Origin of the sequence: Bartonella sp. TT67HLJMS, from assembly GCF_042193375.1 — a bacterium.
In the GTDB taxonomy this organism is placed as follows: Bacteria; Pseudomonadota; Alphaproteobacteria; order Rhizobiales; family Rhizobiaceae; genus Bartonella; species Bartonella grahamii.
On sequence record NZ_JBHILP010000005.1, the window covers coordinates 1 to 21,356 of the forward strand.

14 protein-coding genes, 3 tRNA genes and 2 pseudogenes are annotated in these 21,356 nt (G+C 38.0%); 2 read left to right on the top strand and 17 right to left on the bottom strand.

Going from position 1 to position 21,356, the window contains the following annotated elements:
• From ACFIJQ_RS03955 to ACFIJQ_RS03965, 3 genes and pseudogenes are all read right to left on the bottom strand, one after another.
• Nucleotides 1-76, bottom strand: a pseudogene (locus ACFIJQ_RS03955) (elongation factor Tu); the annotation flags it as partial.
• Nucleotides 77-256: 180 nt separating this feature from the next.
• Nucleotides 257-330: transfer RNA gene (locus tag ACFIJQ_RS03960), tRNA-Gly, on the bottom strand.
• Nucleotides 331-361: 31 nt separating this feature from the next.
• A tRNA-Tyr gene (locus ACFIJQ_RS03965) sits at nt 362-445 on the bottom strand.
• 205 nt (nt 446-650) lie between these two features.
• Here ACFIJQ_RS03965 and ACFIJQ_RS03970 point away from each other — a divergent pair.
• The gene (locus tag ACFIJQ_RS03970; protein ID WP_026500346.1) at nt 651-1,481 is read left to right on the top strand and encodes an RNA methyltransferase; all 831 of its coding nucleotides are present in this window, start codon (nt 651-653) and stop codon (nt 1,479-1,481) included.
• 3 nt (nt 1,482-1,484) lie between these two features.
• On the opposite strand, the gene ACFIJQ_RS03975 is transcribed toward ACFIJQ_RS03970, so the two are convergent.
• The 6 genes from ACFIJQ_RS03975 to ACFIJQ_RS04000 all read right to left on the bottom strand — a co-directional run bounded on the left by ACFIJQ_RS03975 (nt 1,485) and on the right by ACFIJQ_RS04000 (nt 7,462).
• Nucleotides 1,485-2,210 carry a rhomboid family intramembrane serine protease gene (locus ACFIJQ_RS03975; RefSeq protein WP_375628654.1) on the bottom strand — a complete coding sequence of 242 codons (726 nt, stop codon included), beginning with the start codon at nt 2,208-2,210 and terminating at the stop codon, nt 1,485-1,487.
• Nucleotides 2,211-3,093: 883 nt separating this feature from the next.
• On the bottom strand, nt 3,094-3,519 hold the full coding sequence (locus ACFIJQ_RS03980; protein ID WP_012755019.1) for a DUF2155 domain-containing protein: 426 nt from the start codon (nt 3,517-3,519) through the stop codon (nt 3,094-3,096).
• 89 nt (nt 3,520-3,608) lie between these two features.
• Nucleotides 3,609-4,007, bottom strand: a complete 399-nt coding sequence (locus tag ACFIJQ_RS03985; RefSeq protein ID WP_273788334.1) for an NADH:ubiquinone oxidoreductase subunit NDUFA12 — start codon at nt 4,005-4,007, stop codon at nt 3,609-3,611.
• A 181-nt stretch (nt 4,008-4,188) separates the two neighbouring features.
• A complete protein-coding gene (gatB, locus tag ACFIJQ_RS03990; RefSeq protein WP_375628656.1) occupies nt 4,189-5,688 on the bottom strand; it encodes an Asp-tRNA(Asn)/Glu-tRNA(Gln) amidotransferase subunit GatB in 1,500 nt (499 codons plus the stop codon).
• Nucleotides 5,689-5,816: 128 nt separating this feature from the next.
• Nucleotides 5,817-7,244 (bottom strand): trigger factor, encoded by a 1,428-nt coding sequence (gene tig / locus ACFIJQ_RS03995; RefSeq protein WP_273788336.1) that lies wholly within the window; start codon nt 7,242-7,244, stop codon nt 5,817-5,819.
• 135 nt (nt 7,245-7,379) lie between these two features.
• Nucleotides 7,380-7,462, bottom strand: a tRNA-Leu gene (locus ACFIJQ_RS04000).
• Nucleotides 7,463-7,596: 134 nt separating this feature from the next.
• On the opposite strand from ACFIJQ_RS04000, the gene trmFO reads away from it, so the two are divergent.
• A complete protein-coding gene (gene trmFO, locus ACFIJQ_RS04005; protein WP_375628659.1) occupies nt 7,597-9,006 on the top strand; it encodes a methylenetetrahydrofolate--tRNA-(uracil(54)-C(5))-methyltransferase (FADH(2)-oxidizing) TrmFO in 1,410 nt (469 codons plus the stop codon).
• A gap of 1,104 nt (nt 9,007-10,110) precedes the next feature.
• On the opposite strand, the gene ACFIJQ_RS04010 is transcribed toward trmFO, so the two are convergent.
• The 8 genes and pseudogenes from ACFIJQ_RS04010 to ACFIJQ_RS04045 all read right to left on the bottom strand — a co-directional run bounded on the left by ACFIJQ_RS04010 (nt 10,111) and on the right by ACFIJQ_RS04045 (nt 21,285).
• Nucleotides 10,111-10,389: an HU family DNA-binding protein gene (locus ACFIJQ_RS04010; protein ID WP_012231443.1), complete on the bottom strand. Its 279-nt coding sequence runs from the start codon at nt 10,387-10,389 to the stop codon at nt 10,111-10,113.
• Between the two features lie 231 nt (nt 10,390-10,620).
• Complete coding sequence (lon, locus tag ACFIJQ_RS04015; protein ID WP_273788338.1) at nt 10,621-13,047, bottom strand: endopeptidase La; 2,427 nt, start codon at nt 13,045-13,047, stop codon at nt 10,621-10,623.
• 183 nt (nt 13,048-13,230) lie between these two features.
• Complete coding sequence (clpX, locus tag ACFIJQ_RS04020; RefSeq protein WP_012755013.1) at nt 13,231-14,505, bottom strand: ATP-dependent Clp protease ATP-binding subunit ClpX; 1,275 nt, start codon at nt 14,503-14,505, stop codon at nt 13,231-13,233.
• A 183-nt stretch (nt 14,506-14,688) separates the two neighbouring features.
• Nucleotides 14,689-15,321, bottom strand: coding sequence for an ATP-dependent Clp endopeptidase proteolytic subunit ClpP (gene clpP, locus ACFIJQ_RS04025; RefSeq protein ID WP_012755012.1), 633 nt, complete (start codon nt 15,319-15,321; stop codon nt 14,689-14,691).
• Between the two features lie 146 nt (nt 15,322-15,467).
• Nucleotides 15,468-16,266, bottom strand: a pseudogene (locus ACFIJQ_RS04030) (hypothetical protein).
• A gap of 10 nt (nt 16,267-16,276) precedes the next feature.
• Nucleotides 16,277-17,653: a Trk system potassium transporter TrkA gene (gene trkA, locus ACFIJQ_RS04035; RefSeq protein ID WP_012755010.1), complete on the bottom strand. Its 1,377-nt coding sequence runs from the start codon at nt 17,651-17,653 to the stop codon at nt 16,277-16,279.
• Nucleotides 17,654-17,657: 4 nt separating this feature from the next.
• Nucleotides 17,658-19,016: a sigma-54 dependent transcriptional regulator gene (locus ACFIJQ_RS04040; protein ID WP_012755009.1), complete on the bottom strand. Its 1,359-nt coding sequence runs from the start codon at nt 19,014-19,016 to the stop codon at nt 17,658-17,660.
• A gap of 1 nt (nt 19,017) precedes the next feature.
• Nucleotides 19,018-21,285: an ATP-binding protein gene (locus tag ACFIJQ_RS04045; protein ID WP_375628662.1), complete on the bottom strand. Its 2,268-nt coding sequence runs from the start codon at nt 21,283-21,285 to the stop codon at nt 19,018-19,020.
• Between the last annotated feature and the right edge of the window lie 71 nt (nt 21,286-21,356).

Below are 21,356 nucleotides of genomic sequence, written 5' to 3' on the forward strand. Positions count from 1 at the left end.
TCTTCCCATGATCAACGTGACCAATCGTACCAATATTAACATGCGGTTTTGTTCGTTCAAACTTGCTCTTCGCCATCGCTATTAATCTCTTGTTTTATTCCCTATTTTTGTTAGCACCTAGGGACAGTCCTGCAAAACTCAATCCGACTAGGCTGTAACCAGCTCAATCACCACAACTCTTAGACGGAAAACCCCACCCAATCTATAAATGGAATATCCTCCATCATACCTATTTGCCCAATCACCAACAACTATTTGGAGCGGGTAGCGGGAATCGAACCCGCATATTCAGCTTGGAAGGCTGCTGCTCTACCATTGAGCTATACCCGCATGACTCACATACAAACTCTCCTTCGATGAATGGTGGAGGGGGTTGGATTCGAACCAACGTAGCATACGCAACGGATTTACAGTCCGCCCCCTTTAACCACTCGGGCACCCCTCCATTACACCGGTAAAGTCGCGCAATGAGACATTACGAAAACCATCTTGAATACCCATTCAATTCAATCTGATTGCGAAGTGGTTATGACGATTACTATTGTATCTGTCAACAGAATAAATACAATTCTGTACAAATTTCCTGCTCATAACTTTAAATCACAGATTTTTTCTCTCTATTTTTCTTATTAACACGCTATAAAGAAGCTATGAAAGAAAAAACATCACAAAATTCTCATTATGCTCGTTTACGTCGCCGATATCGTGATACAAAAGGCTCTCCTTCTCGATCTTTTACACACCTAAAGAAGAAAGCTGCTTCTTTACAGCAAGGAATAATCCATCTTTATGGCATTCATTCTGTTCAGGCAGCTTTAGAAAACCCAAAAAGAATTTTAAAATGTCTTTACGTTACACAAAATGCCTTAAAACGATTAAATATATCCGAATCAGATTATCCTTGCTCTGTTACATTATGCACCCCCAAATATCTTGATTCGCTTGTTGGAAGTGAGGCTGTTCACCAAGGTATTGTTTTGGAAACTTTACCCCTCAAACCATGCAAACTTTCGGAACTAACCAATACTGATCTGGTCATTGTCATGGATCAAATTACCGATCCGCATAATGTTGGCGCTATTATGCGCTCTGCAGTTGCATTAAAAGCTAAAGCGCTTATTACAACTTGCCGTCACTCTCCCCACGAAAGCGGTGTTCTTGCGAAAGCGGCATCTGGAGCTCTGGAAATGATTCATTATATTACCGTACGAAACCTCGCTGAAGCTCTTCAAGAACTTCATCAAACAGGTTTTACAAGCTTTGGTCTCGATTCAGAAGGGGACAAACCTCTAGAAACAGCATTAACAGGAAATAAAATTGCTCTTGTTTTAGGAGCAGAAGGTAAAGGTTTACGTAAAAAAACACGTGAAACAGTTTGCGCTTTAACACGCCTTGATATGCCTGGAAATATTAAATCATTAAATGTTTCAAATGCAGCAACAATAGCGCTTTATGTGGCACATAAATATCTTAGATTCTAGTTTTTAATTTTTTTGTGAAACATCAAAAAAACCAACCAACAAAAAACCCGCAAGAAACCCGCCAATATGAGCTTCCCATGCTATTGAGATGCCATTTTCTTCAAACAAAATAGAAGAAATACCTATGATAAAATCAGCCATCAGCCATACACCCATATAAACAAGCACCCCCTTAGAGCACAGAGCTTTTTTAATGGACAATAAAGGTCCAAAAAGTTTTTCGTTCTGCGCATTGACAGCTAGATAACCACTAGAAAAACCGTAACGTGCAATAGCACCCATCATTCCAGATACGGAACCTGACGCCCCAATAAGTGATATGGTACTTTCTTGATGAAATGTAAAATAAGTCAAAACAGAAATAACTGCCGTTAACACCCAAAAAATTAAAAAACGTAAAGCACCAAAATGCCTTGCTAAAGGAGAGCCAAAAACCAAAAGCCAAACCATATTAAGAGCAACATGTTTAAAACTACTATGCATAAATGAATAACTCACCATGGTATAACAGAGTGCTACAGGATCCCTCTTAAACAATGCTGGTATAAATGAAAAAAATTCAAGACTTTCAACATAAACCTTATGAGAAAAAAAATACTGCGAAATGCAATAAAGACAAAAACAAAAAGCTATCAAAACAACTATAATAAATGGAACATTCAACAAGGGTTCTTTAGATTGTTTCGGTAATCGAGAAACATTATTATGTTGGTGACTAGAAACTTTCATTTTATAAAATCTCGTATTCTTTAGAGAATGGGTTATTCTTTATACAAAATAAATATACCACTCCCAGTGATGCAGAATCTTTTCAACGCCTCTTCGAAGCCCCTTTTTAAATTTTCAATAGCTCTACATGAAAACACGTGTATTTTATACAAAAGATTTTAAAAAGCATGGATATCAAGAATATGATTTATAAACTTAGCGGTATCCTGCTTATTAAAATGTGAAGTTATCATGTAATATACAAGAACTTACGAATAGGCAAACTTACTTATGTAGTGGTGTATAATAAAAATATATAAACATTGTTTTTTTACTAGAAATATATTGATCACGGCATTTTTAACCAAGCTATACTTCGATTGATAAACTTTAAATAATCTTAAATCTCAATTTTTCCATTAATATAGCTTGTATTTCTTCTACTCTTTGAATGAAAAACGACATCTCTATGAGAAAAAACTATCAACACAGCTTTCTCTAGATATACTCATTAGTGTTTCATGATGAACTACTCACTTGATAGTCTGTTTCCCTCATAAATGCAAAAGCTTCAGTTCATCTCTTTAACAAATATCAACAAGCCTTTCATTTCAACCTCTAACAAATATAATTCAAGAACTGTCTCTTATGAAACACTGCAAAATATGTTGATTTTAATGATGCATCTTTGAATTTAAACAGTTCATGAAGGAAATTTTTATTCCTTATCTTAGAGAATCTTATCTGCACATCCGCCACTTGTAATGCGCAAGAGAATAATTTGGATTAATTCAATATAGAAAAATTTTAAATGAGGCAATCATAGGAAATTGAACCTCTTATTAAGTTGTAAAATGATAAAGGGCCATTATAAATCAATGTATTATAATAGATAACACACTAATCATTGAAGAGGAAGATCTTGAGAATTCTGCTTGCAATCCTTTAACCACACATCATAAATAGGATGCTCAACAGCGTTCAAACCAGGACTATCTGCAAACATCCATCCTGTAAAAATACGCCGTACTTTTTTATCTAATGTCACTTCATTGACTTCAACAAAACCAGTTGTACGCGTTGGTTCATCTTTAGAGCTCGTATAACACGCACGTGGCGTTACCTGTAATGCACCGTACTGATAAATTTTACCAAGAGTAACTTCAAAACGTGTGGTCCGCCCCGTGATTTTGTCAAGACCTGCAAAAACAGCAATTCCATTGCTAATACGCTCAGCCCGCACTCCACTATTTAAGGATAAAAATACTAAAACTCCCATTAAAAAAATATATATAAAATGCTTCACCCCTAACAATAAAAAAAATCTCATCATATCAAAATCAATCGCATCTTAAAAAATAATTCTTTTCATAACATAGAGTCAAATAAGACAAAAATACACGCGCACACTAAAATCTTTTATTTTTTAGGTGACCACGCATCATAATCTTCATGCACACAAGACCGCTCTCCATTGGAGGTGATAGCCCCCTTTGGTCGATAGTACTCACTTGTTCCTGTCATATTTGCAACATGAGGCTTTTCCCATTCATAAGGATGATAATCCTCCTGTGTGGGTGGGCACTCACAGCGATGATGAATCCAGCCGTGCCAACCTGGTGGAATAGTAGAGGCCTCAGAATAGTCTTTATAGATAACCCAACGGTGCGGATAACCATCCTTATGAAGTCCCCCTTCATAATATATATTTCCAAATTGATCTTCCCCTATCCGCTTACCTTTGCGCCATGTGAAAAAACGCGTACCAATGGTATTGCCATTCCACCATGTGAAGATTTGCTTAAAAAAACGAGCCATCTGCTATTCCATTCATTTAGTGCGCTCATGAAATTAATCGTTGGAATAAAACTGTTAACGATTGAAATTACCGAAAAAGTTACTAGTAAATTCAGCTACAATTCCAATTGATAGGATAACGTGCTATCCCTTAATTTCAAGAAGATATCATATGTATGGCTTCTTCTCCACCCCATAAAATTTAATCTATGCCAAGTTTCATCTTAACCAATTCATTAACAGCTTGAGGGTTTGCCTTACCACCTGTTGCTTTCATTACCTGTCCAACAAACCAACCAGCTAAAGCGGGTTTCTGTTTTGCTTGCGCAACTTTATCAGAATTATTAGCAATGATTTCATCAACGGCTCTTTCAATTGCCTTTGTATCTGTCACCTGCTTCATATTTCGCTCTTCTACAATTTGGCGTGCATCTCCCCCCTCATTCCAAATAATCTCAAAAAGATCTTTGGCAATTTTTCCAGAAATAACTCCTTCTTTTATGAGATCAATAATGCTTCCCAATTGATTTGGCGATACCGGTGACTCTTCAATCTCACGATTATCTTTATTTAAAGCCCCTAAAAGGTCATTAATCACCCAATTGGCAACTATTTTTCCATCACGCCCACGCGCTACTTCTTCAAAATAATCAGCAATAGCCTTTTCTGTCACAAGAATGGAAGCATCATACACTGTCAATCCCATTTCCTTAACAAAACGTGCTTTTATAGCGTCAGGCAATTCTGGTAAGTCTGCTGCCAAAGCATCCACAAATGCTTGATCAAATTCTAATGGTAAAAGATCAGGATCAGGAAAATAACGATAGTCATGTGCTTCTTCTTTTGAGCGCATAGAGCGCGTTTCACCTTTAGCCGCATCAAAAAGCCGAGTCTCTTGATCTATGACGCCTCCATCTTCTAAAATTGCGATCTGACGACGCGCTTCATACTCAATGGCTTGACCAATAAAGCGAATAGAGTTAACGTTTTTAATTTCACAGCGCGTTCCAAAATTTTCACCAGGACGACGAACAGATACATTAACATCTGCACGCATAGAACCTTCATCCATATTGCCATCGCAAGTGCCCAAATAACGAACAATTGTACGTAATTTTGTCATATAGGCTTTGGCTTCATCTGCTGAACGCATATCCGGTTTAGAAACAATTTCCATGAGAGCGACGCCAGCACGATTAAGATCAACAAAAGACATTGTTGGATGCTGATCATGCATCGATTTTCCTGCATCTTGTTCAAGGTGTAATCTTTCAATCCCGACTTCAATATCTTCAAATTGGCCATTCGAATCTGGACCAACAGATATGGTAATCTTTCCCTCTCCCACAATGGGATAGCGAAATTGAGAAATTTGATACCCCTGCGGTAAATCTGGATAAAAATAATTTTTGCGATCAAAAATAGATTTTAAATTAATATGCGCCTTTAATCCTAACCCCGTTCGAACTGCTTGACGGACACATTCTTGATTAAGAACAGGCAACATACCTGGCATGGCTGCATCAATGAGTGATACATGATTGTTCGGCTCTGCACCAAATTTGGTTGATGCTCCTGAAAAAAGTTTCGAATTTGATATGATTTGCGCATGAACTTCCATGCCAATGATGACTTCCCAATCACCTGTAACTCCAGAAATAAAACGCTTAGAATCAGGAGTACGCGTATCAATGATGCTCATTGCCAATCCACTACCAATATTTTAAAATATACTCATGGCTTATCTAAAACCATTCTCTCAGTGCAATCTTAGGATATAAATCTTACAAAAAGCCCGATTCTATCAGGCTTTTTCTGTTTGCATAAATATTAAGCTTTTTTAGGAGCTTTTTTCTTAGCTGATGTTTTCTCTGTAGACGTTTCTTTCACTGCAGACTTTTTCTTTGCCGGCTTTTCTTCAGGGACATCTGATTCGTCATATTCTTTCATCAACTCTTCAACCGTCACTTCCTTATCTGTGACTTTTATCTGTGCTAATAAATGATCAATGACCTTTTCTTCAAAAATCGGAGCACGTAGATTTTCAACAGCTTCCGGAGTCCTGCGGAAAAAATCCATAATCTCTTTCTCTTGTCCAGGATACTGGCGAACCTGATCAAAAACGGCTGCTTTTAGCTCATCCTCACTAACTTTAACACCAACCTTCATTCCAATTTCAGAAAGCACCAAACCAAGACGAACACGACGTTGCGCAAGGACACGATATTCCTCCCGTGCCTTTTCTTCTGTAATACCTTCATCTTCAAAACTGCGCCCAGCCTTTTTCAAATCATCATTAACCTGAGCCCATATATTGTTAAACTCAATCTCTAAAAGTTCCTCAGGAATCTCAAAATTATAATCAGCATCTAAAGCATCAAGAATTTGACGCTTAACTTTTTGACGTGTCACTGAACCGTATTGGCTTTCAATCTGCCCACGAACGACCTCACGTAAGCGATCTAGAGACTCTAAACCAACTTTTTGTGCTGCTTCATCATCAATTTTTAATTCATCTGGTTTAAAGACAGCTTTGACAGTAATGTCAAACTCTGCTTCCCGTCCGGCCAAATGTGCTGCACTGTAATTATCAGGAAATTTAACAAAAATCGTTTTTGCATCCCCAGCTTTCACACCAACCAATTGCTCTTCAAAACCAGGAATAAATTGTTTTGACCCAAGAATCAGTTGTGCATCACTATCTGCCCCACCTTCAAATGGAGCGCCTTCAAGCTTACCTTGATAATCTATGGTAATACGATCACCTTCTTCAGAAGCCCCCTCTTTTAGGGAATAATTACGCGTAGAAGAAAGGACGCGATTGATTTGATCATCAATATCCTGTTCAGGAATAGTTGCAATTTCACGGATAACCTTAATATGTTCAAAATCTTTAATTTCAATTTTTGGTAAAACTTCATACTTTAAACTAAAAGTAAAATCAGCTTTGCCATCTAGAATTTTTTCATCTTCATCTATATCAATTTTCGGCTGCATCGCTGCACGTTCATTGCGATCTGCTAAAATAGACCGAGGCGCATCACTGAGTATCTCATTGAGAATCTCCGCCATAAAGGATTTACCATACATTTTTCGCAAATGCCCACTAGGCACTTTACCGGGACGAAAACCATTAAGCTTGATTTTTCCCTTGGTATCATCCAATCTTTCATTCAGCTTTTCTTCTAAATCTTTCGCTGGAACCACGATCTTAATTTCGCGCTTCAGTCCTTCATTAAGCGTCTCGGTAACCTGCATTAAACACCTTCATTTTCCTAAGGAGAGGGATAAACCCACTCTAATAATCATTACATTCTAACACTTCGAGTGTTACATTTACCATGAAGCGGAATTTCAGACACGTAGAAATCCGTAGCACTTAAGGGATTGCTTTGGTGCGGATGGAGGGACTCGAACCCCCACGGTCTCCCGCCAGAACCTAAATCTGGTGCGTCTACCAATTTCGCCACATCCGCTCAAACTTACAAGCTAATAACCTTATACAAGCGGCGTCTCTATACCATTAATTACGGGAAAAAAGCAAACAAATATATTAAAAAAAACAAAATCTATGCTTTTCATACATAACTGCTTACGCTAAAAGTCAATTATGTTAAAGACATTCGATATCCCAATTCATATCATCGGTGGCGGTCTTGCGGGGTGTGAAGCAAGCTGGCAAATCGCTCAATCAGGAATTCCTGTTGTTTTGCATGAAATGCGACCCGAAAAAAAATCAGATGCCCATAAAACCGATAATTTGGCAGAACTGGTTTGTTCAAATTCATTTCGTTGCGATGATTCATTAACAAATGCCGTAGGGCTTTTACATGCTGAAATGCGATTAGCGAAATCGTTAATTATGAAAGCTGCTGATGCCAACAAAGTTCCCGCAGGTAGTGCCCTTGCTGTTGACCGTGATGGATTTTCAAAAACCGTTACAACAGCAATCGAAAACCATCCTCTTATAACAATCAAACGTGAAGAAGTTCAAAAAATTCCTAAAGCTTGGAAACATGTTGTCATTGCAACGGGTCCCCTTACATCACCTGCACTTGCTCAAGAATTACAAGCAATAACCGGTATAAAAGCTCTTTCTTTTTTTGATGCGATTGCACCTATTATCCATACCGATAGTATTGATATCAACATTTGTTGGTATCAGTCTCGCTATGATAAAATTGGTCCTGAGGGAACTGGAAAAGATTATCTTAATTGTCCCCTCAACAAAGAACAATATAAAACATTCGTTGAAGCATTAAAAAAGGCTGAAAAAACAGAGTTTCGTGACTTTGAAAAAACGCCCTATTTTGATGGATGCCTCCCCATTGAAATTATGGCTGAGCGCGGACTTGAAACGTTAAGACACGGTCCTATGAAACCTATGGGCTTAACCAATGCCCATAACCCTACAGTTAAACCCTATGCTGTCGTTCAATTACGCCAAGATAATAAACTTGGAACGCTTTACAATATGGTCGGCTTTCAAACAAAACTGAAATATGGTGAACAAATTCGCATTTTTAGAATGATTCCCGGTCTTGAAAAAGCAGAGTTTGCGCGTCTTGGTGGTCTTCACCGCAATACCTACCTCAACTCGCCAATTATTCTTGATCAAACCCTTCGTTTAAAACAAAAAAAACAACTACGCTTTGCAGGGCAAATTACCGGATGTGAAGGTTATGTAGAATCAGCGGCAATAGGGCTTCTTGCTGGACGTTTTGCTGCTGCCGAATATCATCATATTTCCCCTTGCCTACCCCCACAAACGACAGCATTCGGAGCCCTTTTGAATCATATTACAGGGGGACACATCATAGATGAAAAAGCAGAAACACAGTCCTTTCAGCCAATGAATATCAATTTCGGACTCTTTCCCCCTATTGCTTCTATTAGACATTCAGGAAAACGCCTAGCAAGTAAAGAAAAAAAATTAGTAAAAAAACAAGCCATCACAGCAAGAGCTCTCAATGATTGTACTCAGTGGTTAGCAGATAAAGAATCAAAGAGTTCCTTATAAAAAACACACGATTCGCCTCTCATCTACTGAATAGATCTTTATGACTCTCGTGAAAAAATCATTCTAAAGCCTTTTAAAGACTGTCTCCCCCAATCAATAAATACTACTCTACGTTTCATCATTTATTTAATTATTTAGGTGCTTGTAAAATAACTTTTGGCTATAAAAGACCTTTACCGCTATCAACAATTTAATATGATTTAATGACTAAAAATAAAATAATTATATCAATATATTATGAATAATAAAAATTTAAATAGATGGAAAATAAACAAGCAATACTGTATTATCTTTATTAATATTTTTTATATTACGTAATATACATTATTTTATAAGAGTAATTTTTCTGTTTTTTAACTTCCTTCATCAAAATTTGTGTTATTCTCTCACTTTAACTCTTGTGTGATGAAGAAAAAACGCTCGCTTGCATATCACAAGTGAAATAGGGATATGGAAAAAATATTTGTAGGATAGAGCTGGATCTATCTCTTCCCTCTCAAATGCCAAGAAAAATCACAATATTGAAAGTGAAATCTGAATATCATAAGATTCTTTCATTTCAGAATCTCTTATAATAAATCAATAAAACTTATCCTCTTGGTGCGTCACAAGCAAGGTTGGCGTATAAGTAAAAGAATAAAACTATTCCTTATGCACTCATCTCAGATGTTGAGGGCTAATCGCAACATTATAGGAACTGAGAAAAACAGTACGGTGGCACCAACATGCACTTTTATTAAGCGTAAATGGTGGTATATAATAACTTTTATAGACTTTACAGAGTTTTTTGCCTCATACTATTTACGGATCTTGTTTTGAAATAAATACCTTAACACTTCAGCGTAATAAAAGTTAACATTACATTTTATAAGCCACACCGGTACTGCACTAATACAGTGCAATATTTTACTGAAAAGGCTAAAAAATATATTTTAAGCTGACAGTATTTTATACAACACTTAAAATTATTTTCAAAAATACAAGTAATACATGAAAATAAAAAATACCGCAAAAATCTCAACGTGTTATATGAAAAATGGGCATAATACATGTGCTAAAAAAAACCCGCTTATAAATAAATCGGGTTTTTTTATGTAGCTTAAATTATTTTTTATTAACTGCTTCTTTAAGGCTTTTTCCTGCAGAAAATTTAGGTACAGAACGTGCTGGAATATCGATTTCAGCACCAGTTGAAGGATTACGCCCCTTTGTTGCAGCACGATGAGAAACTTCAAAAGAGCCAAAACCTGGAAGACGAACATCTCCCCCTGAAGCCAAAGCTTCTGTTACAGAAGCCATAAAAGCATCAACAACAGCACCAGCTTGCGCTTTCGAAACACCTGCCTTTTCAGCAACGGAGCTAACCAATTCACTTTTATTCATAAAATATTTCCTTTCCCTATATTACCTGACAACATGACTTAATCATGTTATTGGTCAGTTTATTGAAAAGTACAGCAAACAGAAGTCTTATTTTTATCCAAAACATTGTTTTTTTAGCAATAATCACAGTTATTCACGGAATTTTTCACTTTTTCCAACAAAAAACAGAACAATAATCTCAACAACGCCTTCTGCCACCTAAAAAATGCCGTTATAAATGAGATAAGTGAATCAGTGCGCAATCTGTATTCCTTCACTATCACTGCCCTCTGACCGGATTGGGACAGCCACCGTAGAGGGTTCTTTCCATTCAATAGTGTCTGGAAAACGAACCAAAGCGTGTTTCAAAACTTCACTCACATGATTTACCGGAATAATTTCCATATTATTTTTGACATCGTCAGGAATATCAACCAAATCTTTTGCGTTTTCTTCAGGAATAAGTACCTTTTTTATCCCTCCTCGAAGAGCTGCTAGGAGTTTTTCTTTTAATCCACCAATTGGTAAAACGCGTCCACGTAAAGTAATTTCACCAGTCATTGCAATATCTTTATGCACAGCTACTCCTGTAAGAACCGAAACAATTGCTGTCACCATTGCAATCCCAGCAGATGGTCCATCTTTTGGCGTAGCACCCTCTGGAACATGAACATGGATATCGCGTTTTTCAAAAAGTGGAGGTTCAATACCAAAATCAACAGCACGAGAACGTACATAAGATGCTGCCGCTGAAATGGATTCCTTCATAATATCACGTAAATTTCCAGTTACAGTCATCTTACCTTTGCCGGGCATCATAACTCCTTCAATGGTCAATAACTCTCCACCGACTTCTGTCCACGCAAGGCCTGTCACAACACCAATTTGATTTTCTCCTTCAATCTGATTGTAATGATAACGTTTAACACCCAAGAAATCATGAATATTACTTTCTGTAACTTTTACAGATTTTTGATGCGTTTTGAGAATTTTTGTAACAGATTTGCGGGAAATTTTCATGAGTTCACGCTCAAGGTTACGAACGCCTGCCTCACGTGTATAAAACTGAATAATTGACCTTAGTGCTCCATCAGAAATACTGAGTTCTTTTTTAGACAAACAGTGATCTTTTAGTGCCTTTGGTAAAAGATGCTGTTTAACAATTTCCATTTTCTCACATTCAGTATAACCAGCAATACGAATAATTTCCATACGATCCATTAACGGACCTGGAATATTAAGCGTATTGGCAGTTGTGATAAACATGACATCAGAAAGATCATATTCAACTTCCAAATAGTGATCAATGAATGTACTGTTTTGTTCAGGATCAAGAACTTCTAATAAAGCGGATGAAGGATCTCCACGAAAATCTTGTCCCATTTTATCAATTTCATCAAGCAAGAAAAGCGGATTAGATTTTTTTGCTTTTTTCATAGACTGGATAATTTTTCCAGGCATCGAACCAATATATGTTCGGCGATGTCCGCGAATTTCTGCTTCATCCCGCACGCCTCCCAATGAGATACGAACATACTCACGCCCCGTCGCCTTTGCGATAGAGCGCGCTAATGATGTTTTCCCTACACCAGGAGGACCTAACAAACAAATAATAGGACCTTTTATCTTTGACGCGCGACTTTGTACAGCCAAATATTCAATAATTCGCTCCTTAACCTTTTCAAGACCGAAATGTTCATTATTCATGACCTTTTCAGCAAAATCTAAATTGTTTTTAATCTTAGATTTTTTACCCCAAGGCATTGCTAATAACCAATCAAGATAGTTACGGACAACTGTCGCTTCTGCAGACATAGGAGACATATTCCGTAATTTTCTCAATTCTGCTCCAGCTTTTTCCTGTGCTTCCTTGGATAGTTTTGTATTCTTGATACGTTCTTCTAATTCAGAGAGTTCATCTCGGCTATCATCACCTGCCCCTAACTCTTTTTGAATAGCCTTCATCTGCTCATTGAGATAATATTCTCGTTGGTTTTTTTCCATTTGCCGTTTAACATGCGAACGAATACGTTTTTCAACCTGCAAAACAGAAATTTCTCCTTCCATGAAGGACAGAACACGTTCAAGACGGGCCCGTACAGGTAAGAGCTCTAGTATTTCCTGTTTTTCTGCAAGTTTAATCATCAAATGAGAAGCAATCGTATCGGCAAGCTTAGAAGGATTATCAATCTGACCAATCGCATTAACAACTTCAGGAGAGATTTTTTTATTAAGCTTTACATAGTTTTCAAAATAAGCAATCACTGACCTTGAAAGAGCTTCAATCTCAACATCACTCTCTCTAGATTCTTCTGTAACAGTCGCATATGCCTGATGATAACCTTCACTTAAAGCAAATTGACTAATTTTTGCACGTGCAGTTCCTTCAACCAAAACCTTTACAGTACCATCAGGAAGCTTTAAAAGTTGAAGAATATTAGCAAATGTACCAATATGATAAATATCCTCTGATTTTGGATCGTCATCAGAAGCATTTTTTTGTGTCACCAAGAGTATTTGCTTGTCAACCGCCATCGTTTCTTCAAGAGCACGAATTGATTTTTCGCGGCCCACAAAAAGTGGAACAATCATATGGGGGAAGACAACAATATCACGAAGAGGTAAAACAGCATAAACCCCATCTCTTACTTCATCTGTCTTTTCATCAATATATTGCATAACTCTCCTTTCTGGAGCCTATGAGCTATCTACAACAACCAGCTCACCTTTAGAAAACCTCAGCTCTTCACAATACATGAAGTGGTAATTACTAATACATAAATCAAGCATTATAATGATATTATTATAAACACCCATCAAATACTGTTTATTACCACCTTTCATATTGTGCTTAGCACAATATCATGCTGATACATTTTCTTTATCTTCTGCACGTTCTGAGTAAATATAAAGAGGACGCGCTTTCCCATCAACGACATCACTCGAAATAACCACTTTTTGAACGCCTTCAAGAGCCGGTAGCTCAAACATCGTCTCAAGAAGGATCTTCTCCATAATAGAACGTAAACCACGAGCGCCAGTTTTACGTTCAATTGCTTTCTTCGCAATAACACGTAAAGCATCTTCATGAAATGATAACTCGACATTCTCCATTTCAAAAAGACGCTGATATTGCTTTACTAAAGCATTTTTAGGTTGTGATAAAATTTGCATAAGGGCGTTAACATCTAAATCCTCTAAGGTAGCGACTATAGGAAGACGCCCAATAAATTCTGGTATTAAACCAAATTTTATAAGATCTTCAGGCTCTAAATCACGAAAAATTTCACCGACACAACGCTCATCAGGAGCCTTAACGGTCGCAGAAAAACCAATAGAAGTTTTTTCACCACGCCCTGAAATAATCCGTTCTAAACCAGCAAAAGCTCCCCCACAAATGAATAAGATGTTTGTGGTGTCAACCTGAAGAAACTCTTGTTGCGGATGCTTACGTCCACCTTGAGGAGGAACAGAAGCAATCGTTCCTTCCATAATTTTTAATAACGCTTGCTGAACTCCTTCCCCCGAAACATCTCTTGTAATAGAAGGATTGTCTGCTTTACGAGAAATCTTATCGACCTCATCAATATAAACAATGCCACGTTGTGCACGTTCAACATTATAGTCAGCAGCTTGAAGAAGTTTCAAAATAATATTTTCTACATCCTCACCTACATAGCCTGCTTCCGTCAAAGTGGTCGCATCCGCCATCGTAAAAGGCACATCAATAATACGTGCTAATGTTTGTGCAAGATAAGTTTTACCACAGCCCGTTGGACCAACAAGAAGAATATTTGATTTAGCCAACTCAATATCATTGCTTTTAGACTGATGCGCCAACCGTTTATAATGATTATGAACAGCAACAGAAAGAACACGCTTTGCATGCTGCTGACCAATAACATAATCATCAAGAACTGTTATAATTTCCTGTGGCGTAGGAACACCATCACGCACCTTAACCCCAGAAGACTTATTTTCTTCCCGAATAATATCCATGCAAAGCTCTACACATTCATCACAGATAAATACAGTAGGCCCCGCAATGAGCTTACGCACCTCATGCTGACTCTTGCCGCAGAACGAGCAATAGAGAGTATTTTTTGATTCGTTCCCGCTATTGCTAATTTTGCTCATTTTTCTTTCCTTTCACCACGATATATGAATACTTTGCCTTTCCAAAGGAAGCTTTTCATCATGAAAACTAAAAGACATATAGAAAACCATGCATGTCTCAATATTTTTAGGTGTTTCTCTTATTTTGCGATATTTTTTATAAAACTCTGTGATTTAAAGTAGCTGTTTTTTCTATAAAAATTCTTAATCTTTTTCTTCTTTTTCAGTTTCTGCACGATATTGTATAACATCATCCACTAAGCCAAACGCTTTGGCTTCTTCTGCTGTCATAAAATGATCGCGATCGAGAGTTCTCTCAATAATCTCATAATCTTGACCTGTATGTTGAACATAAATTTCATTTAAACGCCGTTTCATCTTTATAATGTCTTGCGCATGTCGCTCAATATCTGAAGCTTGACCTTGAAAACCACCAGATGGTTGATGCACCATAATACGTGCGTTTGGCAATGTAAAACGATGACCTTTTGCTCCAGCTGTTAACAATAAAGACCCCATAGATGCCGCCTGCCCCATGCAAAGCGTAGAAACAGGAGGGCGAATAAACTGCATAGTATCATAAATAGCCATACCAGATGTTACGACACCACCTGGAGAATTAATATAAAGACTAATTTCTTTTTTAGGATTTTCCGCTTCCAAGAAAAGCAATTGTGCACAAACAAGCATTGCCATACCATCTTCGACAGGACCATTAATAAAAATAATCCGCTCCTTTAAAAGACGGGAAAAAATATCATAGGCCCGTTCACCACGATTGGTTTGTTCAATAACCATAGGAACAAGGCTTAATGCTGTTTTCATTGGATCACTCATATTTCTACTTTCCGTTCATATAACAACCGCTCTTTACACATTCAATGTTTTTATCCATACGTTAACATTACTCTCTTGTGCAAGCTACAATCAAGAGCTGTTTAAGATAGATTAAAATCCCAATAGTTAAAATAGCAATAATAACTCTACTTAAACAAATGATGAACATCAGGAATGCGAGATACCGCCCAATGGTAAAAACTTCCTTCCCGAGGTCTTTGTCTTTCTGTGAATATGAAAGCCTATCAAGCGTGAATCTGTAAGCGGCTTTACGCCAAAAGCTGGTTCAAAAATACGTTCAGCTTTTCGCCCAGTCCAATAATAAAAAGTTTCCTTTTCCTTTGCTTCATGAAAAAAACCATATCGTTTTGCTAATCGCGAAATACCATCATTGCCAAATATCGTAACGCCAAGACTTCCCGGCAAAATCGGCATTTTTTTCCTCTTTAACCAGAACGGTCTCCAAACACGACGCTTAAACCCAAGCCAATGAGGAATAATTTCTGTGCCTGCCCAATAATCTTCAAATACTTTTATAATAGGGTTATTAGGCGGAAAATAAAGTGCAGAAACGCCTACTCTTGTATTATTTTCTCTTGCTAACCAAACCTTATCCGCATCTGGATGAAATTGTTTAACAAGGTAAACATCTGTATCTAACCAAACACCTTGTTGATATTTCATCAGCATAACACGAAAAAAATCCGAAAACTGAACAATTGTACACCCTGGTTTATCATCAGAAAAAGCGGGATCAAGGCGATAAATTGCTGAGCGTGGTAAAATTGATTCGGCTTCATGCAACTCAACACCGGCAGGAAGATTATCTATTTTTTTATCATAACTAAAAAGCTTAACGCGCTGTCCAGTTTTAACCATTGAGGACAAACAAAGCCTATCCACCAATCTTAATTGTCCACTATACCAAAAAGTACAAATATCCATAGATAATATATCAAAAATATTCTAAACTTACGCGAAAGAGTTGTTCAACATCACGAACCCTATCAGCAAGAGCAAAAATCACTATTCTATCACCAGATAAAATGCGCGTATCTGCCGAAAGCTGTATTATTGTCTTATTGCGATAAATTGCACCAATTCTCAAACCATCTGATAAATTGAGCTCTGATAATGACTTACCAACCAATGAAGATGTTTGCATCACTTCAGCTTCAATAATTTCTGCTCGGCCATTAAAAACTGAATGAACAGAACGAATACGTCCACGGCGCATTTGTTGCAAAATTCTCGATATTGTAACGCTATGGGGATTAAGATATGCATCCACACCAACAGCACGACTAAATTCTTGATAGGCAACATTATTAATCAATACCATATTGGCTTTGCAGCCCAATCTTTTAGCAATAATAGCGCTTAAGAGATTAACCTGATCTTGATTGGTCAATGTAATCATTAAATCGGACTGATCAATTCCCGCATCTTGAAGAATCACTGGATCTAACACGTTACCGTATAAAACTGTTGTTTTTTCAAGCTGATCAGCAATCGTGAGAGCTCTTTCTCTATGCGATTCTATAATCTTCAATTTTAATTTATGGAAACGCTTTTCAATAGCCTGTGCAACATAAAGGCCAATGTGACCGCCTCCTGCAATAATCATGCGGTGGGCATCTTGTTCTTTATGACCAAAAAGCCCAACAGCACGGCGCATTTGATCACGAGCAACAACAAGATAGGTTATATCACCAACGCGTAATTGCGTTTCTGAATGTGCAACCAATAATTCCGCGCCACGTTTAATAGCGGTAACCGTCGTATGAAGATCTGGAAAAAGCTCTGTTAATTGACGCAAAGGTGTATTAATAACTGGACAATCTTCCATGCATTCCAAGGCTAGCGCAACAACATCATCATTACAAAAATAAAGAACATCTATTGCACCAGGTAAAGCAATACGGCGCAAAACCATTTCCCCAACTTCAACTTCTGGCGAAATAACCACATCAATGGGAATATTCTCTCTGGAAAAAAGCGTCTTATAACGTGGCTCTAAATAAGATTGTGAACGAATACGAGCAATTTTTGTGGGCACATTAAATAATGAATGTGCTACTTGACAAGCTACCATATTGACTTCATCAAACAAAGTGACAGCAATCAACATATCAGCTTTGTCTGCATCTGCAGCCAAAAGAACTTCAGGACGTGAACCGTGACCAACAAAACCTCTCACATCCAATGTATCGCGAATCTTTTCAATTAATCTCGTTTCAATATCAATAACAGTAACATCATGATTTTCAGCAGCAAGACGCTCTGCTATCCCATAACCAACCTGTCCTGCTCCGCAAATAATAACACGCATCGCTTTAAGAAACTCCGAGCGCTTTAAGTTTACGGTGCAAAGCTGAACGCTCCATGCCTATAAATTCAGCAGTACGTGATATATTTCCACCCAAACGCCCAATCTGTGCCACTAAATATCTCTTTTCAAACAATTCTCGTGCTTCACGTAACGGCAAATCCATTATACTTTCATCTGAATCCATTTGAAGACGTGGCAAAGAATCACTTACTTCACTGGGAAGAAAGTCCGCTGTTATAGGACCATCACCATCCCGCACAAGAATAAGAAGACGCTCAATATTATTACGTAATTGCCGCACATTACCCGGCCAAGCATGCGTTTGCAAAATAGCAATCACATCATCACTGATTGCACGCGGTTTAATCCCAACCTGCTGTGATATTGTTTTTACAAAATGATGTACAAGTTCTGGAATATCTTCACGACGCGCTGAAAGGGGCGGAACAGCAATAGGAACAACCGAAAGACGGTGGAAAAGATCTTCTCTAAAGCGCCCATCGGAAATGAGGTTTTCAAGATTTTGCGCTGTCGAAGAAATAATACGGACATCCACCTTAACACGTTTTGTGCCGCCAACTCTTTCAAATGTCTGCCCCGTCAACACCCGAAGAATCTTACCTTGAGTCTCACGTGGCATGTCAGCAATTTCATCAAGATATAATATACCGCCATGAGCTTCCTCTAAGGCACCGATCTTGCGCTCTCTTCCTTCCATTTCACTGCCAAACAGCTCTATTTCCATTCTTTCCGGAGTAATCGTTGCAGCATTTATTGTAACAAATGGCCCATTCGAACGCGTTGAGAGCGCATGAATAGTTCGTGCAACAGTCTCTTTTCCTGCCCCTGAAGGACCTGTTATCATGACGCGACTATTGGTTGGTGCTACTTTTTCTATGATTTGACGCAAATTTTTTACAACTGTCGATTTTCCGAGTAACTCTAATGTCTCGTTCGAACGCTTTCGCAATTCTAAAAGCTCACGTTTTAAATTTGAGTTTTCAAGTGTTCTCTCTGCAACCAATACAAGTCTATCAGCTTTAAAAGGTTTTTCAATGAAATCATATGCCCCTCGCTTTATAGCGGAAACAGCCGTCTCAATATTACCATGACCAGAGATCATAACGACCGGAAGAGCCGGATATTGCGTTTTAATTTCATCAAGCAATGCTAAACCATCAAGACGACTACCCTGTAGCCAAATATCCAAAAAAATGAGCTTTGGAATACGCTCACTAATTTGAGCCAATGCTTCATCAGAGTTACAAGCAACACGCGTTTCATAACCTTCATCATCTAAAATACCAGCAACAAGCTCACGAATATCTGCTTCATCATCAACAATCAAGATATCTGATACCATACTATTCCCCTATCTTATGATTTATGGCTTGTATAATACTACCCTGCTTACCCCCATCCGCCGGAAATATCAAACGGATCATCGCACCACGACCTTCATAAAAACTTTCCGGTGCATCATGAAGCTCCATGGAACCGCCGTGATCCTCAATAACTTTACGCACAATGGCTAACCCGAGCCCTGTTCCTTTTTCCCGCGTTGTTATATAGGGCTCTAATAACTTTTGTCTTTGCTCTTTAGGAAGTCCTTTCCCATTATCAACAACATCCACAACCACCCATTCCTCTTGACGATAAGAACGGACAAGAATATGACCGTGAATATTTTCCTCTCGCATAACTGAATCTATGGATTCGCTCGCGTTTTTGATAACATTGCAAAAAGCTTGTACAATGAGACGGTTATCAAATGCACCCATAAGTGGTAGACTTCCTAAATCTTGCTCAAAATGAATATCATGTCGTGTCACTTCTATCAAGAAACATGCTTCGCGCAACAATTCTCGTATATCTAAAATATGCATTTGTGGTTTGGGCATACGTGCAAAAGAGGAAAACTCATCAACCATACGCCCAATATCTCCAACCTGTCGAATAATTGTCTCAATACACCGCTCAAAGACCTCTCTATCTTGTGTAATAACTTTGTTATAACGTTTACGAATGCGTTCAGCGGATAACTGAATAGGTGTGAGGGGATTTTTTATTTCGTGTGCAATACGCCGTGCAATATCCGCCCACGCCGCTGTACGTTGCGCTGCAACAAGGTCTGTAATATCATCAATTGTTAGAACCCAAGATTGCCCCTGTCCATCATCCTCTTCCATCGTAACTTGGACATTACAGACACGCTCTTTTCCTGCAACGTTTAAAGTAACCTGCTCACGATGATTTTTACGATCCAATGAACGTGCAAACTGAAAAACCTGCCAAATTTCAGCACTCAAAGATAAAAGACTTTGTCCAACAACGTGTTCAGAGCGAATATCAAACATCGCTTCAATAGATCGATTAATAATTGTAATATCACCATTATCATCTATACCTGCTACTCCTGCTGTTACACCCGATAACACTGCTTCAGAAAAACGCCGTCTCTCATCAATTTGATCACGCACTGCAATCAACTCATTGCGCCGACTTTTCAATTCACTGACCATGTAATTAAAAGTTTTGGATAATTGCCCAATATCTCCGTCCTTCGCGCGTACTGGCACAAAAATTTCCATATTTCCAGTAGCAACATCATCAGCAGCACTAATGAGAAGACGAATAGGACGTACTAAGCGATCAGCGACAGCAATAGCAGCCCAAATAGCCGATAAGAATAAACTAAAAAAAAGACATAAATAAAGCATACCAAATGCAATTTGCGTCAGCAGGCGATTTTCATTTAAATCACGATAACGATCTGTATTGACTTCTGTTAAACGCAAAGCAGATAAAACACCTTTATCAACGTCACGCACCAAATATAAAAATGTGTTTGGAATGTTGGTAAATTTTAAAATAATACCAAAATAATCATGCACGCCTGGTTGAAAAGAAAAAGGCCTCGCACTGGTTGCACGTTCAATAAGATTGGAAGGAGGAATTGGCAGTTTATCTTCATCACCAAGAGCACTCGATATAAAAATAGCTCCGCTAGAACTTAACAAAAATGCGCCACGCAAATTGCGTCCTATAGCATGACGCGTCAATTGCATCCTATATTCAGCCGGATTACGTTCTAAGAGTTTTTTGTTATCAAGTGCAAATGCCATCGCGTAGGATAAATTTTTTAAATTTTGAAGCATTTCATCTGCATAAGCATTTGCTAAATCAATAGAAGAGCCCACAATTTGCCGCGTTGTTGTATCAAACCATCGATCAAGTCCCAAATTTAGTGCTGGACCCGATACAAGAGCTACAGCAACAGCCGGCATTGTCGCAACAAGTGCAAACAATGAAATAAGGCGCACATGAAGACGCGATCCTGCACGCCTTGAACGCCAAGCACGAATGATCGGAATCATCTCATAAAAAACGATGACAATAAGCCCTAAAACCCAAAAACTATTAATCCCTATAAGAATAAGGGTTACTGTTCTACTGGGAACAACAGAGGTTAATCCAATAAGAATAATAAATGAAACAGAGGCCGTAAGTAAAGCCAATACAATAATTGTAATCCCTAAAAAAATATATACCTTACTTAAACGATACAACTCATCGTTATAAGTATTTTTATCTATGTCTTGAAGATTCGTCACAGATGTTATATTCGTCATGAGCTTACATACCCTTATCCCATTATTCTCATATAACCTTTTGTAGCAAAAATTGACAATACTAATACTAC

Coding starts and splice junctions, on each gene's coding strand:
- ACFIJQ_RS03970 (WP_026500346.1), top strand. CDS start 651: ATGAAAGAAAAAACATCACAAAATTCTCATTATGCTCGTTTACGTCGC.
- ACFIJQ_RS03975 (WP_375628654.1), bottom strand. CDS start 2,210: ATGAAAGTTTCTAGTCACCAACATAATAATGTTTCTCGATTACCGAAA.
- ACFIJQ_RS03980 (WP_012755019.1), bottom strand. CDS start 3,519: ATGAGATTTTTTTTATTGTTAGGGGTGAAGCATTTTATATATATTTTT.
- ACFIJQ_RS03985 (WP_273788334.1), bottom strand. CDS start 4,007: ATGGCTCGTTTTTTTAAGCAAATCTTCACATGGTGGAATGGCAATACC.
- gatB (WP_375628656.1), bottom strand. CDS start 5,688: ATGAGCATCATTGATACGCGTACTCCTGATTCTAAGCGTTTTATTTCT.
- tig (WP_273788336.1), bottom strand. CDS start 7,244: ATGCAGGTTACCGAGACGCTTAATGAAGGACTGAAGCGCGAAATTAAG.
- trmFO (WP_375628659.1), top strand. CDS start 7,597: ATGTTAAAGACATTCGATATCCCAATTCATATCATCGGTGGCGGTCTT.
- ACFIJQ_RS04010 (WP_012231443.1), bottom strand. CDS start 10,389: ATGAATAAAAGTGAATTGGTTAGCTCCGTTGCTGAAAAGGCAGGTGTT.
- lon (WP_273788338.1), bottom strand. CDS start 13,047: ATGCAATATATTGATGAAAAGACAGATGAAGTAAGAGATGGGGTTTAT.
- clpX (WP_012755013.1), bottom strand. CDS start 14,505: ATGAGCAAAATTAGCAATAGCGGGAACGAATCAAAAAATACTCTCTAT.
- clpP (WP_012755012.1), bottom strand. CDS start 15,321: ATGAGTGATCCAATGAAAACAGCATTAAGCCTTGTTCCTATGGTTATT.
- trkA (WP_012755010.1), bottom strand. CDS start 17,653: ATGCGTGTTATTATTTGCGGAGCAGGACAGGTTGGTTATGGGATAGCA.
- ACFIJQ_RS04040 (WP_012755009.1), bottom strand. CDS start 19,016: ATGGTATCAGATATCTTGATTGTTGATGATGAAGCAGATATTCGTGAG.
- ACFIJQ_RS04045 (WP_375628662.1), bottom strand. CDS start 21,285: ATGACGAATATAACATCTGTGACGAATCTTCAAGACATAGATAAAAAT.